The sequence below is a fragment of the Variovorax sp. GW821-FHT09B05 genome, assembly GCF_059418265.1.
In genome coordinates this window covers 461979-476671 of the sequence record NZ_JBWKPN010000004.1, presented here as the reverse complement: position 1 = coordinate 476671, position 14693 = coordinate 461979, and the positions used below count along the sequence as shown (strand labels likewise).

At 70.3% G+C, this 14693-nt stretch carries 14 protein-coding genes; 7 read left to right on the top strand and 7 right to left on the bottom strand.

All coding sequences use genetic code 11. The features are described 5' to 3' along the window. Window positions 1-2: 2 nt before the first annotated feature. The gene (locus tag AC07RM_RS13950) at window positions 3-593 is read right to left on the bottom strand and encodes a GAF domain-containing protein (RefSeq protein WP_495334904.1); all 591 of its coding nucleotides are present in this window, start codon (window positions 591-593) and stop codon (window positions 3-5) included. 69 nt (window positions 594-662) lie between these two features. Between AC07RM_RS13950 and AC07RM_RS13945 the strand changes: the two genes are divergently transcribed. The 4 genes from AC07RM_RS13945 (at window position 663) to AC07RM_RS13930 (ending at window position 5784) form a co-directional block, all read left to right on the top strand. Further along, entirely contained in the window at window positions 663-1640 is a 978-nt protein-coding gene (locus tag AC07RM_RS13945; protein ID WP_208509359.1) for a LysR family transcriptional regulator, read from the top strand. 109 nt (window positions 1641-1749) lie between these two features. Then, a complete protein-coding gene (locus AC07RM_RS13940) occupies window positions 1750-2226 on the top strand; it encodes an RNA polymerase sigma factor (RefSeq protein WP_495334903.1) in 477 nt (158 codons plus the stop codon). A 2-nt stretch (window positions 2227-2228) separates the two neighbouring features. After that, window positions 2229-3263, top strand: coding sequence for a FecR family protein (locus AC07RM_RS13935; protein ID WP_495334902.1), 1035 nt, complete (start codon window positions 2229-2231; stop codon window positions 3261-3263). A 79-nt stretch (window positions 3264-3342) separates the two neighbouring features. Next, window positions 3343-5784 (top strand): TonB-dependent siderophore receptor, encoded by a 2442-nt coding sequence (locus AC07RM_RS13930; protein ID WP_495334901.1) that lies wholly within the window; start codon window positions 3343-3345, stop codon window positions 5782-5784. 40 nt (window positions 5785-5824) lie between these two features. Here the strand turns inward: AC07RM_RS13930 and AC07RM_RS13925 are convergent, their stop codons facing one another. Next, a complete protein-coding gene (locus AC07RM_RS13925) occupies window positions 5825-6265 on the bottom strand; it encodes a hypothetical protein (protein WP_495334900.1) in 441 nt (146 codons plus the stop codon). 55 nt (window positions 6266-6320) lie between these two features. On the opposite strand from AC07RM_RS13925, the gene AC07RM_RS13920 reads away from it, so the two are divergent. Continuing rightward, window positions 6321-6773 carry a PaaI family thioesterase gene (locus AC07RM_RS13920; protein ID WP_495334899.1) on the top strand — a complete coding sequence of 151 codons (453 nt, stop codon included), beginning with the start codon at window positions 6321-6323 and terminating at the stop codon, window positions 6771-6773. 170 nt (window positions 6774-6943) lie between these two features. Beyond that, a complete protein-coding gene (locus AC07RM_RS13915; protein WP_495334898.1) occupies window positions 6944-7918 on the top strand; it encodes a tripartite tricarboxylate transporter substrate-binding protein in 975 nt (324 codons plus the stop codon). On the opposite strand, the gene AC07RM_RS13910 is transcribed toward AC07RM_RS13915, so the two are convergent. Both AC07RM_RS13910 and AC07RM_RS13905 read right to left on the bottom strand, forming a co-directional pair. Beyond that, window positions 7905-8852, bottom strand: a complete 948-nt coding sequence (locus AC07RM_RS13910; RefSeq protein WP_495334897.1) for a LysR family transcriptional regulator — start codon at window positions 8850-8852, stop codon at window positions 7905-7907. The two genes, AC07RM_RS13915 and AC07RM_RS13910, sit on opposite strands and share 14 nt — an antisense overlap. A 12-nt stretch (window positions 8853-8864) precedes the next feature. Beyond that, on the bottom strand, window positions 8865-10361 hold the full coding sequence (locus AC07RM_RS13905) for a M81 family metallopeptidase (RefSeq protein WP_495334896.1): 1497 nt from the start codon (window positions 10359-10361) through the stop codon (window positions 8865-8867). A 115-nt stretch (window positions 10362-10476) separates the two neighbouring features. Here AC07RM_RS13905 and AC07RM_RS13900 point away from each other — a divergent pair, with 115 nt between their 5' ends. Continuing rightward, window positions 10477-11433 (top strand): LysR family transcriptional regulator, encoded by a 957-nt coding sequence (locus AC07RM_RS13900; protein ID WP_495334895.1) that lies wholly within the window; start codon window positions 10477-10479, stop codon window positions 11431-11433. On the opposite strand, the gene AC07RM_RS13895 is transcribed toward AC07RM_RS13900, so the two are convergent. The 3 genes from AC07RM_RS13895 to AC07RM_RS13885 are packed head-to-tail and all read right to left on the bottom strand — an operon-like array spanning window position 11430 to window position 14689. Further along, a complete protein-coding gene (locus AC07RM_RS13895; protein WP_398495300.1) occupies window positions 11430-11912 on the bottom strand; it encodes a MarR family winged helix-turn-helix transcriptional regulator in 483 nt (160 codons plus the stop codon). The genes AC07RM_RS13900 and AC07RM_RS13895 overlap by 4 nt on opposite strands. Window positions 11913-11963: 51 nt before the next feature. Next, the gene (locus tag AC07RM_RS13890; RefSeq protein WP_495334894.1) at window positions 11964-14300 is read right to left on the bottom strand and encodes a penicillin acylase family protein; all 2337 of its coding nucleotides are present in this window, start codon (window positions 14298-14300) and stop codon (window positions 11964-11966) included. Further along, window positions 14297-14689, bottom strand: a complete 393-nt coding sequence (locus AC07RM_RS13885; protein WP_495323264.1) for a Rid family hydrolase — start codon at window positions 14687-14689, stop codon at window positions 14297-14299. Before AC07RM_RS13885 ends, AC07RM_RS13890 begins: the two co-directional genes overlap by 4 nt. Window positions 14690-14693: the final 4 nt, after the last annotated feature.

Sequence of the window (14693 nt, the reverse complement as noted above, 5' to 3'; positions counted from 1 at the left end):
GGTCAGGCCTTCACTTCAGGAGAGAGAGCGGGGAGATCGAGCGGCACCGCGTCGGCGGCGAAGCGGTAGGCGAGGCCCGGCGCGACCGGCACCCAGCGCGCGGCGGCCAGCGCCAGCAGGCGGATGCCGAGCACCTCGCCGGGCTGCCAGCGCTCGCGGACGCCGAACACGTTGAAGGTGGCGAAGCACAGCGCGCCTTGCAGCAGCGGCACGTTGACCACGCTGCACAGGCCCGCGGGCCGCATCTGCTCGAAGTCGTCGAAGTGGCGCGCCAGCACCTGCGTGCCCTCGCCCACGAACACGCGGCCCTGGCGGAACAGGCGATCGGTCCAGCTCGTGTGCGTCTTGCGCTTGGCGCCATTGACCGGATAGCGGTGCGCCTCCGACGAATAGAAGCGGCGCAGCCGGATCTCGCTGGCCGGATCGTCTTCGGTCGTCACGTTCTGCTGGATGCTGAAGATGCTGCCGGGCACGAGCTCGCGCCGGCAGCGATCGATCCGGCGCAGCGCCTCCTCGGCATCGCGCGCTGCGTCGAGCGCGTCGAGGAGATCGGCCAAGGTGGCCATGAGCGTCGTGGCGGTGGCTGCGGGCATGGAGAAAAGTCTAGGCCTCGAGATTCACCAAAGTGGACTAAATTCTGATCGGGCGATAACCTGACGGTTATGGCCTCACCGACCGCCCGCGACCCCGCCGCCGACCTGCAGCACGCGCTGCTCTCGCGCCTCAAGCTGCGCCAGCTCTCGCTGCTGCAGGCCATCGACCGGCACCGCACGCTGGGCCGCGTGGCGGCAGAGATGCGGCTGAGCCAGCCCGCGATCACCAAGGCGCTGCGCGAAACCGAGGACATCTTCGGCAACCGGCTGTTCGAGCGCAGCAGCCGTGGCCTGGTGCCCACCGCGGCCGGCGAGGCGGTGCTGCACTACGCGCGGCGCTGGCTCGCCGAGCTCGAGGCCACCACGCGCGTGCTGACCTCGCTCGAGGCGGGCCGCGGCGGCCGGCTGCGCCTGGGCCTCACGCAGCAGGTGCCGCAGCAGCTGCTGTCGGCCGCGCTCGCGCACCTGCTCGACCGCACGCCGCGCATGGCGGTGATGACGCGCGAAGGCACGACCGACGAACTGGTGGCCGGCCTGCTCGCGCGCGAGCTCGACTGCGCGATCGGCCGTTCGTACGACGGCGACGCCACCGGCCTGGTGCAGGAGGCGATCCACCAGCAGGAGCCCTGCCTCGTGGTGTCGGCCAAGAGCGCGAAGCGGCTCTCGCGCGGGCCGCTCGACTGGGCCCGGCTCGCGCAGCTCGACTGGATCCTGCCGCCGCCGAACACGCCGATGCGCCGCACCTACAACGCGATCTTCGTCGGCGCCGGCGTGCAGCCGCCGGTGCCGATGCTCGAGACCACCGCCATCCGCAGCATGGAGACGGTGCTGCGCACCGAGCCCAACGCCATCGCCATCCTCGCGCGCGACGTGGTGGCCGAGATGGAACAGGCCGGCCACTGGGCCGCGCTGCCCTACCGGCTGAGCTGGAACCTGCCGCCGGTGAGCTTCTTCACGCTGAAGGAACTGGAGGGGCAGCCGATGGTGCAGTCGCTGCGCGCGGTGGTGGTGGAGACCGCGCGCAAGATGCAGCGCAAGACGGGCTGACACGGCCCCTCCCTATAATTTCCGCTCCCTCTCCCGCGCCACGGATCAGCCGCCGCCACATCTCAGCCAAGACGGGAGTTCCCTGTTTCCACACCGGCTGAGGTGTACCGTGCTCGAGCGCTACCACAGAGAATTGCTGCGCTATTTCACCCGCAAGGCCGGCGATGGCGACACCGCCGCCGACCTCGTGCAGGAAGCCTATGCGCGCGTGCTGGGCCACCAGGACGCGGGCGGCCTGGTGCTCGAACCGCGCGCCCTGCTCTACCAGACCGGCCGCAACCTGCTCGCCACCCAGGCCGCGCGCCGCGCCGCCGAGCTGCGCATGCTCGACACGCTGGCGCTGGTCGCGCCCGACAGCGCGCCCTCGGTGGAACGCCACGTGGCGGCCCGGCAGCAGCTGCAGCGGCTGGTCGCGCTGCTCGAGGCCATGCCGCGCAAGCGCCGCCATGCCTTCATCCTCGTGCGCATCCACGGCCTCAGCTATGCGCAGACCGCGGCGCACATGGAGATCAGCGAGAAGGCGGTCGAGCACCACATGACGCGCGCCTTGCTCGACTGCGCGGGCTACGGCGGGGGAGCGGACTGACCATGGCCGCGCGCGCACAGCCCCTGCTCGGCGCAGACGAACGGCGCGCGCCGCGCGCGCTGGTCGAGCATGCGCTGACGCTGATCGGCCGCATCCACCGCGGCAGCCCCGAGGCCGCCGACGCCGCGCAGGCCGAGCTGGGCCGCTGGCGCGCGCTGTCGCCCGCCAACGCCGATGCCGCGGCGACCGCGCACCGGATCTGGAACGCGGTCGACGACGGCGCGCTGCGCGGCCAGTTGCCGATGCCGCCGAGCGCCGCGCAGGAACGGCGCGCGCGGCGCCGCACGATCGGCCTGCTGGGCGTGGCTGGCCTGGCCGCGCTGGCCGGTGCCGGCGGACGCTGGTACTGGCGGCAGCCGGTCTACGAGGCGATGCCGAGCACCGGCCAGGCGCAGACCCTGGCCCATGCACTGCCCGACGGCAGCACGCTCGACCTGGCGGCCAACACGGCGCTGCGTGTCGTGCTCTACCGCGACCGCCGCACGGTGCACCTGGCGCGCGGCGAGGCACGCTTCGCGGTCGCGCGCGATGCCGAACGCTCCTTCACCGTGAGCACCGACTGGGGCCGCGTGCGCGTGCTCGGCACCGTGTTCACGGTGTCGGTGCGCGAGGGCCGCATGCGCCTCGCGGTGGCCGAGGGCCGGGTCGCGGTCTGGGCCGCTGGTCAGGACGAGGCGGCCGCCCCCAGCACCGTGCTGCAGGCCGGCGAGGCCATCGAGGCCGATGCGCGCGGGCTGGGCCCGCGCAGCAGCGTCGACGTCGGCGAGGTGGCCGACTGGCGGCAGGGCTGGCTGGTGTTCCGCAACACGCGCCTGCCCGAGGCCGTGGCGCGCTGGAACGACTACCTGCGCCAGCCGCTGCAGTTGGCCGACGACCCCGCGCTGCGCGAGCTGCGTGTGACCGGCAGCTACCGGCTGCGCGATCCGCAGGCCTTCGTGGGCGCGCTGCCGGTGATGCTGCCGGTGCGCACGCAGCGCCTGGCCGACGGCGGCACGCAAATCGTTGGCCACGCCGCCGGCATGGCGCGTCGGCCCTGAAAAAAGTTTTGATTATTTTTGGGGGGTACGCGGCGTCTCGCTGGTCTTCTGTAGCAAACCAGCTCCAGGACCTTCGGACATGAACCAGCAGACCCCGCGGCGCCCCCGCATCGATTCCCTCCAGGCCGCGGCCCTCGCCTGCGCCATCGCCTCGGCCCTGCTCGCGATGGGCGGCCCCGCGTGTGCGCAGGGCGCGCCGGCGGCCCCGTCGACCACCTTGCAGCTCGCGCTGCCGGCCCAGCCGCTAGCCCAGAGCCTGGGCGTGCTGTCGCGCCAGTACGGCATCGCCATCGGCGGCGAGAGCTCGCTGCTCGAGGGCCGCACCGCGCCCGCGGTGCGCGGCGCCGTCACGCTGCAGCAGGCGCTCGAGCGCGTGCTCGCGGGCAGCGGCCTGGGCTACGTGCGCAACGGCGACGCGGCCTTCACCGTGGTGCGCGCCTCGGCCGGCGACACCGGCGCGCTGCCGCCGATCGTGGTCACGGCCGGCACCGAGGAGACCGCCACCGGCCATGTTCCCGGCTACATCGCGCGGCGCGCCACCGCCGGCAGCAAGACCGACACGCCGATCATCGAGACGCCGCAATCGATCTCGGTCGTCACCGCCGACTTCATCGAGGCCACGGGCGCCACCCGGCTCAAGGAATCGCTGGCCTACACGCCGGGCATCAACGTCTCGCCCTGGGGCGCCGACTCGCGCTTCGACTGGACCATCCTGCGCGGCTTCGACGCGCAGGCGCCCGGCTACTACCTCGACGGCCTGCAGCTGCGCAACAACAACGGCTGGGCGATCTGGCAGACCGAGAGCTACGGCACCGAGCGCGTGGAGGTGCTGCGCGGCCCGAGCTCGGTGCTCTACGGGCAGAACGGCCCGGGCGGCATGATCAACGTGGTCAGCAAGCGCCCCACCGCGCAGCCGCTGCGCGAGCTGCAGCTGCAGTTCGGCGACAACGCGCGGCGCCAGATCGCGGGCGATTTCTCGGGGCCGCTCGATGCCGAAGGCAAGCTGCTCTACCGCATCACGGGCCTGCTGCGCGATGCCAGCCTGCCGGCCAGCGGCCTGCCGAACGACCGCAGCTTCATCGCGCCCTCGCTGACCTGGAAGCCCTCGGGCGACACCTCGCTGACCCTGCTGTCGCACTACCTGCGCATCCGCGACGGCAGTTCCTACGGCAGCTTCCCCGAGGTCGGCACCCTGCTGCCCAACCCCAACGGCCAGTTCTCACGCAAGACCTACGTCGGCGACCCGAACTTCGACCGCTTCAACCAGGACCAGTGGATGGTCGGCTACCTGTTCGAGCATCGCCTGAACGACACGCTGAGCTTTCGCCAGAACGCGCGCTACGGCTCGATCAAGGTCGACTACGGGCAGGTCTACAACCAGCCCAGCTTCGTCACCGTGGATGCCGACAACCCGGACAGCCCCGCCAACTACCGCGTGCTGAGCCGCTTCCCGTTCGCGAGCAAGGAGGCCGCGCGCATCGCCTCGATCGACAACCAGCTGCAGGCGAAGCTGCGCTGGGGCGACTGGCAGCACACGCTGCTGGTCGGCCTCGACTACCAGCGCTCGCGCAACGACCAGCGCACCTCCAACAGCGGCACCGTGAGCGACATCGACGGCTACCTGCCGGTGAGCACCGGCCTCACCACCACCGCCGACCCGTGGTTCGATGCCCGCACCACGCTGTCGCAGACCGGCTTCTACCTGCAGGACCAGATCAAGTGGGGCGACTGGGTGGCCACGCTGGGCGGCCGCTACGACAGCGCGCGCGCCGTGTCCTTCAGCCACATCGACGGCTCGACCACGCGCATCGACGACCACAAGTTCACCAGCCGCGCGGGCCTGGTCTACCTGCATCCGAGCGGCTGGGCGCCCTACTTCAGCTACTCGGAGTCGTTCTCGCCCACGGTCACGGTCGACCCGCAGACCAACCAGCCGCTGAAGCCCGAGACCGGCCGCCAGTACGAGGTGGGCGTGCGCTACCAGCCGGCGGGCCGCAAGGACAAGTACAGCGCCGCCGTGTTCGACCTGCGGCGCCAGAACTACATCACCTACGACGCCGACTACACGCCGCGCCAGACCGGCGAGATCCTGGTGCGCGGCCTCGAGCTCGAGGCCTCGTTCGAACCCATGTCGCGCATGAACGTGACGGCGGCCTACACCTACACGCCCAAGGCCGAGGTCACGGCCAGCAGCACGCCCAGCGAGATCGGCAAGCAGATGCAGGCGGTGTCGCGCAACCAGCTCTCGGTGTGGGCCGACTACCGCTTCGCCAACGGCGTGAAGCTCGGCCTGGGCGCGCGCTTCATGGGCTCGAACCGCGGCTACCAGCAGAGCACGCCGGTGCCCGTGCCCTCGTACACCGTGTTCGACGCGCTGCTGGGCTACGACTTCGAGCGCTGGAGCCTCGCGCTCAACCTGCGCAACCTGGGCAACCGCAACTACGTGGCGAACTGCAGCTCGGGCAGCTGCTACTACGGGGAGCCGCGCAAGGTGCTGGCGACGGCGACGTATCGCTGGTAGGTCGCGCCCTTCGCGGCGTTGACGGCACGATGCGGATCACTCAGCCGAGCACCCAGACCACGAACACCGCATCCGCCGCCGCGAACGCCAGGTCGACGAAGAAGATGAACCGCATAGGCCCGCGCAGCACCACCCAGCTGCCGGGCCGGCCGCGGCGATGCTGGCCCACCATGTGGGCATTGACCGCGAACTGCCCCGCATGCACCAGCGCGAGCACGGCGGCCATCGACGCGCGTTGCGCCGGCGTCTCGAACAGGCCGTGTCCCGCCAGCAGCACGAGGCACAACGCCAGCCAGGCCAGGTTCATCGCGCCGAGAAAACGCACGGCGCCGGCGATGGCGGGCAGCAGCGGCGAAGCACGGTCCGTCTTCGCCACGAGCAGTCGCGCGGCGCGCAGCGAGTCGAGGCAGAAGAAGCGCGCGCCCAGCGCGAACCAGGCGGCATTGAGCAACAGAAGACCTGTCCAGACCATGGATTGCACCGCAACGTCCTTGAGCTTGTTCGCGAAGCCGCGACTTTAGGTCAATAATGTTGACATGACAAATCCAACCGCATCGACCCCTGCCTCGCCCGCCAAGGGCCTCGACGTCCTGCAAGCCATGATGGACGGGCGCATCGAGCGCTCGGGCATCGCCCACACCATGCCGATGCAGCTCTCGGCGATCGAGGCCGGCAAGGTCAGCATGCGCGTCACGCCCGACGAGCGGCATCTCAATCCCGCGGGCATGGTGCACGGCGGCTTCGCGGCCACCTGCCTCGACGGCGCCGCGGCGCTCGCGCTGTATTCGGCGCTCGACGCGAACACGGCCTATTCCACCGTCGACCTCAGCGTGAAATACCTGCGGCCGCTGGCGCCGCACACCGAGTACCTGGCCAGCGCCACGCTGGTCGAGCGCACGCGCTCGCTGGGCATCTGCAATGCCGAGCTGCGCGGTGCGGACGGCAAGCTGCATGCGATGGCTTCCGCCACGCTGATGGTGAAGGGCTGAACGCGACGGCCAGGCGGCACGACACGCCCCCGCGATCCATCGGAATTCACGATGCAATCGCATCGAAGACTCGCGCGTTCGCCGCGCGAGGTCCGCTGTAAGCTGGACCTGGCCGATGGGAGAGATCCCATCGCTTCGAACCGCCATCGCGTGTCAAGGAACCCAGTGCCATGCCGTCCGTCTCCCACCGCCGCCGTTTCCTGGTCGGTCTGACTTCACTGCTCGCCGGCGCTGCCGGCAACGGCTTCGCCGCCGACGCCTCCGCGCCCCTCAAGCTGATCGTGCCCACGCCGCCCGGCTCCGCGGCCGATGCGCTGGCACGCGCGTTGTCGGTGTCACTGGGGCGCCAGAGCGGCCGTGGCGTCGTCGTCGAGAACATCGCCGGCGCGGGCTCGCTGGTCGGCACGCAGCAGCTCGCGCGCGCGCCGAAGGACGGACTGGTGCTCGGGGTCGTCAGCTCCAACCACACGATCATTCCCGGCATCTTCAAGAACGCTCCTTTCGACGCGATCGCCGACTTCGAGCCGATCACGATGATCGGCAGCCTGCCCATGATGCTGGTCGCGTCGAGGAACGTCGAAGCATCGACGGCGGCGGAGCTGGTGAAGCTCGCGAAATCCCGCTCCACGACTCTGGCGGAGGGGCTGGTGACCGGCAGCGTGTACCAGATCGCCAGCGAGGTCTTCAAGGAACAGGCGGGCATCGCCACCAACCGCATCTTCTACAAGGGCTCGGCACAGATCACGAACGACCTGCTCGCCGGCATCCTGGATCTCGCGTTCGTCTCCGCGCAGGGCGCGGCGCCGCACATCGCCGCGGGCAAGCTCAAGGCCATCGCGGTGAACACGCCCACGCGCACGGAGATCGCGCCGCAGGTGCCGACGCTCGCGGAAAGCGGGTTCCCGAAGTTCGATGTCGATGCCTGGCTGGCGATCGTCAGCCCCGCAGGCATTCCGGCGGACAGCGCGGCGGCGCGGCGCCGGGAGATCGAAGCCGCGCTGGCACAGCCCGAGATGAAGAAGGCGCTGCAGATGCAGGGGATTCAGCTGCGGCGCATGACGCCTGCGCAGATGGTCGATTTCATGAAGGCCGAGGTGGTCCGCAATGAACAGGTGATCCAGCGCGTGGGCGTCAAGGTCGACTGAGGACGTGCACGCGCGGACTCGCGTTCGCTGCCACCGCGACAGCATCCGGCGAGGCGGAGCGCAGCCTTCGAGACGCGCGTTCGAACACGCGCAGCACGATCGAGTCGGCCTCGTCGCGGCGGCGCACGGCGTGGAGCTCCAGCGCGTGAGGCGCGGCCTCGATGTCCAGGCGCCGCAGGACGCCACGTGCCAGGTCCTCGCCCACCAGATGCTCGGGCAGCATGCCGATGCCGGCCCCCGCCCGCACGATGTCGATCATCGCCTGCACGTGGTTGCAGACATTGATGCCCGAAGGGGACAGGCCGGCCTCGCGCAACATGCCGGTCGTCAACAGATGGTGGTGCGAGGGCCGCGGCAAGGCCCAGATCGGGCCATCGTGCAGCGACACCCGGTCCTGCCTTGCGGCGAAGTAGGTTGCGCTCGCCATCCAGGCCAGTCCGGTCTGGCCGATCGGCTGGGCGACCAGTTCCTGCGCATCGAGGGGGCCGCTGACGATGCCCATGTCGAGCACGCCATCGGCGATCTTCTGTCGCAGCGCCGCGCCGGCATCGACGATCAGGTCCCAGTTCAGATGCGGCATGTCCGAGCCGACGTCGTGCACGAAGCCGAACACGCGCGGCGCCGCGGCGATCTCGTCGAGACCGAGCCGCACGGTGCCGGTCGCGTAGGCCTCGTCGGTCACCGACAGCAGCACGCCATTCACCTGTTGCAGCAAGGGCTCGCAGCGCCGCACCAGGTCCCGGCCTCGCAGCGTGAGCAGCATGCGACGGCCTTCCTTCTGGAAGACGCGTGTCTTCAGCCGCGCTTCCAGCTCGCGCACGCGGCTCGAGATGCCCGACTGGGTGGTGTTCAGGCGTTCCGCCGCGGCCGCGAACGAGCCGAGCCGGTCGATCCAGAACAGCGTCTCGAGGTGGTGCAGGCCGAGGCGAAACATGGCCACGCTCCCTCAGGGCCGCGTGCGGGTGGCCGGGGACAGCTTCTTCCACGTCAACGCCCCGGGATCGGAGGGGAACATTCCCTTCGCATGCGCGATCACGACATCGGTTTCGGGCTGCTCGGTCAGTGGCTCGAAGTCCGCGCGGAAGTGGTGCGAACTCTTGACGACGACGATCTTCATCGCCTCCGGCGCGATGTCGACCATGCGAAAGAGCTCGCGATCCTGCGTGCCGATGCGCCCGCTGGAGACCACGATGAGCACGCCTTCGATCTCCAGGCAGGCGGTAGGACCGAGCATGGCCTGGAACCCGGTCATCTTCGGTCCCTTGAAGGTGACGGCGCCATCGGAAAGCGAACGGACCTCGAACCTGCCCTGCAGCGGCGGCTCGCTCTGGCCGATGGGCGTGGCCAGCGACTCCCCGAGGGGGCAGTCGATCGTCTGGCCGATGCCGGCACGGTGCGCCAGCGTTGCCGCCGCGGGGTCGTAGAGCACGCCCAGCGCCACCCGGCCCGGAAAGCGGCGCCCCGCGCCGGCCGCGAGCAGCGCGTGGAGCATGCCGGTGGTGGACGCGGTGCCGCCGACGCCGGGGTTGTCCTGCAGGTCCGCGACCACCACGGTGCGCGGGCTCCGGTCGGCGCGCTGCAAGGCGGCGTCCACGGCCTCCTTGGCGTCCAGTGCCTTCAACCGCCACTGGCCGGGCTCGCCGACATGCGCATGGAGCAGGCCCACGGCCTCGCGCGCACGCTCGCCATGGGACCAGACGGTCGGCCCGCATTCCTCGAAGTCCGAGGCCGGGAAAGCCATGCAGAAGCTGGAGACCGTGCCCAGCCGCCGGTCGATGTCCTCGAGCAGTTCGTAGCAGCCTCGGGCGGGTTCGGCCGATGTGCTTTGCATGCTCACCGAGATGAGGAAGGGAAGGCGTTCGCAATGCCAAGGCTCGCGCCCGCCATGGCGCGTCAATCGATCGAGCAGATCGGCCGCACGGTCGCCCGACTTCACGTAGTCGATGTGCGGATAGGTGCGGAACGCCACCAGCGCATCGGCATGCGCGAGCATCGCGCGGGTGACGTTGGCATGCAGGTCCAGGCTCGCCACGAGCGGCACGTTCTTCCCGACGGCCTTTCGGATGCGCGCGAGCAGTTCGCCCTCGGCATCGTCGAACGACTCGCTCATGGCGGCGCCATGCAGCTCGAGGTAGATGGCGTCGTATGCGAGCGTCTTCACGTCGCGCAGGATGGTGTCGCAGATGCGCTCGAAGGCATCGTCGGTGATGTATGACGAGGGAACGGCGCCAGCCCACAGGCTCGGAACCAGCGTCCAGCCATGGCGCTTGGCGACGCTGGCGAAACCGCTGGCGGAGACGTCCACCTTCGAGATCATCTCCAGCATCGCGTCGCCGTGCGTGGGTTTCGGAAAGCTCTCGCCACGCTCGAAGGCGGCCCAATCGGCACGGTTCGAGGCAAAGGTGTTCGTCTCGTGCTTGAACCCGGCCACCAGTACGCGCATATCGACTCCACATCAGTTTTGTTGAGGCGATTCTTTGCGTCGAGCCAGCAACCAGCAATGGATTTATAGTGCTTCTGCCTCAATGAAACTAATGAGTCCGAGCACCACACCCTCGTTGTCCCCCTCGCTGCTGGCATGGCTGCGCTGCTTCGACGCAGCCGCGCGCTGTTGCAGCTTCACCAAGGCGGCCGTGGAGCTGCACGTCTCGCAGGGCGCAGTGAGCCAGCAGGTCAAGCGACTGGAGGACCGGCTCGGACACGTGCTGCTGCTGCGCACGCCCGCGGGACTGGCGCTGACGCCGCAGGGGGAGCAGCTCTACGCGGCAACGCGCGAGTCGTTCCGCAACCTGGCAAGCACCGTGCACCGGTTGCAGCTCGCGCATGTGGGCGAGCCGGTCAACATCAGTTGCTCGCCGTCGCTCGCCATGCTGTGGCTCACGCTGCGGCTGGGCAGCCTCTACCGCGCCAATCCGGACATGGCGTTCCGGGTGGTCGGAGAGTCCGACCGCGTCGATCCCTCGCGCATGTCGCGCGAAGGCATCGCCGCGGCGGTGCGGCTGGGTGCCGCGGGCAGCGAGGATGCGAAAGCGGTCGACCTGCTCGACGAATGGCTGGTGCCGGTGGCTGCGCCTAGCTTCATGCAGGCCCATCCCGAGTTGCGCAAGGCGAGCAAGCTCGAGGGCTCGCAGCTGCTGCATGCCGCGGACCCGGGGGAAGGCGGCGAGCCGACGGAGGAGTGGGCGCAGTGGCTCGGCGCCGTGGGCGTGGACCTCGCGCCCTCGGCGCTGCGGCAGGGGACGCAGTTCAACCTGTCGCTGTTGGCGGTGCAGGCGGCACTGGGAGGCCAAGGCATCGCCATGGGGCGGCTGGCGCTCGTGCTGCACTACCTCACGTCGGGACGGCTGGTGCTCGCGTTCCGCCAGCGGGTGCTTTCCAACGCGACGTACCGCTTCATCGGCAGCCCTTCCCATCCCGCCACGCCGACCGTGCTGGCATGGCTGCTCGACGAGGCGGCGCGTTTCCGCCAGCAGCGCGACGCCTACTTCGAGAATGCGGGCATCTCGGCGGCCTAGATCTGCCGCGCCAGCTCGAGCATGACCGTGCGCCAGGCCTGGCGCTCGCTCTCGCCGACCGACTTCAGCGCGCGCTCCATCGCCGCCGCCTCGTGCGCGGAAGCCTGGCGCTCGATTCGCGCGCCCTCGCGCGTGAGCCGCAGCAGCTTGCTGCGATGCTCGTGCGGGCTGCGCTCGGCCAGCACCAGCCCCTGTTCCTGCAGATGCTTGAGCGGCCGGTGCATCGCCTGCTTCGACACGCCCAGCAGCGCGATCAGCTGGCCGACCGCGATGCCGTCGGTGCGCGCGATCGCATAGAGCATGCGGTGATGGACGCGCGACAGGCCATGGCCGGCCAGGAACAGGTCGGCCTTCGCGACCAGGCCGCGGAACGCGAAATGCATCAGCAGCAGCGCGCCGTCGTCGGCGCGTGCTTCCTTGAGGCCGGCTTGCGCCACCTGCAGCAGATCGAAGATGTTCTCGGGGCGGGGGGTTGCCATGGGCTGGGCGATCGGAACGAAGAGACGACGGCCCGCCAGTCTAACGACGCCTCACTCGCGCAACACCAGCCGCTCTAGCTTCGGATCGGCCGCGATCTCCGCCTCGGTGAAAGGCGGCGTCACGAGCTGCTTGCGCGAGAACAGTGGCAGCTGGTCGTCGTGGTGCGGCGAAGCCGGATCGGTGGACTGGCCGGCCGCCATCATCAGCCTGGCCACCAGTCGGCCCTGGTCCCAGGTCACGAGGTGCACGTAGGAGGTGCCCGCAATGATGTCGCCGAAGCCCTCGCGACCGAGCGGCGCGCCGTCGAGCGCGTTGAGCACGCCCTGCTCGCCCGAACCGCCATGCAGCGGCACGCGGCCTTGCGGCGTGGGGCGCGCGAGCATGTCGCCCCAGCGCTCGTCGCCACGCAGGCCCAGCGCGGCGAGCGTCTGCGCCGTGTCGCGCACCGCGGCGACGATGGCCGCGCTCACGGCCGGCGCGGTGGAGACCGGCCGCACGCGGTAGGGCCGCGCGCTGTCGTAGGGCTCGGCGTAGAGGCCCGGCACCGATGCTAGCCGTGGGCCCAGCTCATGGAACAGCAGCGCGCCGCGGCTGTCCACGTCGTGGCGCCGGTCCCAGGCCAAGAGGATGGCGCAGGCCGCCTGCACCTGCGCATCGCTCTTCGCGCCCGCGCAGGCCGCGAGCACCGCATCGAGCGTGGTTTCCGCCAGGTAGTTGCGGTTGTCGAACACCATGCCGAGCGCCTCGGCGCTGTCGATGCGGCCGTCGCGCAGGCCCTCCTGGATCTGGCGCTGCGACATCAGCGTGCGCAGGCCGGGCGGTGCCTTCGGGCTGCCGAGCAGCAGCGAATAGCCGTCGAGCTGCTGCCCCACCAGCGACAGGCTGTAGCTGTCGTTCGCGTTCTGCACGATGCCGCGCGTGGCGAGCGCCGGAATGCGGCTCGCGGGCGCGAGCTTCGGCCGGCCCTGCGCATCGCGCACGGCGCAGGCGCCGCGACGGCCGTCGAGCGCGGCCGGCACCGTCATGTCGTCGGGCGGCGGCACGGTGGCGCAGTCGCGCAGCGCCGTATCGTCGATGTCCAGCAAGGGGCCCGACTCGATGTACATCGCGCGGCCCTGGCTGTCGCCCGCGATCAGGTGGGCGGTGATGCCGCGGTTGCTGGCCACCGCCTGCTCGAAGCCCGCGATGTCGCGCGCCTTCGCGACCGCGAGCATCTGGTCGAGCGCGCGCGCGTTCGCAATACTGGGGTCGGTGATCGCATACCAGCCCGCGGCGCGGTCGCCATCGGCCGGCAGCCGGTACAGCGGCCCGAGGTGCGACACGGGCAGCTCGTGCTGCTGCGTGGCCACGCTGCCATCGGCCTGGCGCACGCGCAGCGCCACGCGCTTCGTGCCGAGGTCGCGGCGCTGGCCGTCGACCGTGTACGAAGGCTTGTCGCCGTCGCGCACGTCGAGCGCGATCAGCAACGGATAGGTCACGGTCGACGGCGCCTCGATGCTCCACGCCAGGTGCTGCGTGAAGCCCGAGAGCGGCAGCGGCAGCCCGAGGAAATCGGCGCCCATCACGTCGATCTCGCCGGGGATGCTCAGGTGCATCTGGTGCATCAGCAGCCAGTGGCCCTGCCACAGCGTGTGCGGGTTCGCGACCATGATCGATGCACCGGTGCCCGTGGCCTCGGCGCCGAAAGCCCAGGCATTGCTCGCCATGCGCTGCGCGGGTGGGCGGTCTTCGGCGGCCTTGGCAACGGCCGGGGCGCCCAGCTGGCCCCAGGTCGAGGCCGCGGCGTAGGGCGCCACGGCCAGCGCTTTCCAAAGCGAGTTGACCTGCATCGTGGCGCGCACCACGTCGCTGGCGCGCATCTGCGGCGGCGCCGCGCCCTGGCAGGCGGTGGTGGCGGCCTCGGCGCCGATGTTGCGCAGCCGGCGGTTGAAGCCGGCCGCATAGCCCTCGGCCAGGCCACGCGCATCGGCCGAGAGATCGCGCCATGCGGAATCGACCTCTTCGTCGGACAGTTGCACGCGGTAGAACAGGTCGCTGTTCAAGTTCGAGGTCTGCAGGAACGCGACCAGCGATGCCCCGTCGGGTCCGAAGCGTTCGGAACGCTCGCCACGCAGCGTGACCACGCGATCGGCCAGCAGGCACAGGTGGTCGCGCGCCACCGCATAGCCGTAGCCATAGCCAAGACCCGCGTAGTCGGCGGCCTTCACGTGCGGCAGGCCGTACTGTGTCCAGCGAACTTCCGCGCTGTACTTGTCCGGCGTTGCAGGAGGATTGCCGCCGACGGGGCCGGGCAGAAATCCACCGCCGCCCCCGTCGCCGCCGCAGGCCGCGATCGCGCCAGCCACCACCGCACCGCACGCCAGCGCGCGCAGCAGCGTTGCCTTCATCGCGCGCCTCCGCCGGCACCGTGGCTCTTGCGCGCGATCACCTGCATCTCGACCCAGGCCTTGGGCACCGCGATGCCGGCCAGCATCGCGGTGCCGGTGGGCTTGGTCGGCAGCACTTCGGACAACGTGCGCACCACCGCGCCCAGGTGCTCGGCGCCCGCGACGATCAAGGTGTAGTTGACGATCTGGTCGAGCCGTCCGCCGCAGGCCGCGAGGTAGCGCTCGATGTTGCGCATCATCAGCCGGGTCTGGTCCTCGGCGCTCTCGGCGAGCTGCTGCGTGTCGTAGTCCATGCCGATGGTGCCGGAGACGAAGATCCAGTCGTCGTCGAACAGCGCGCGGCTGTACGGTGCATTGACGAAGGGCAGCGGGAACTCGGCGGTCTGCATGCGG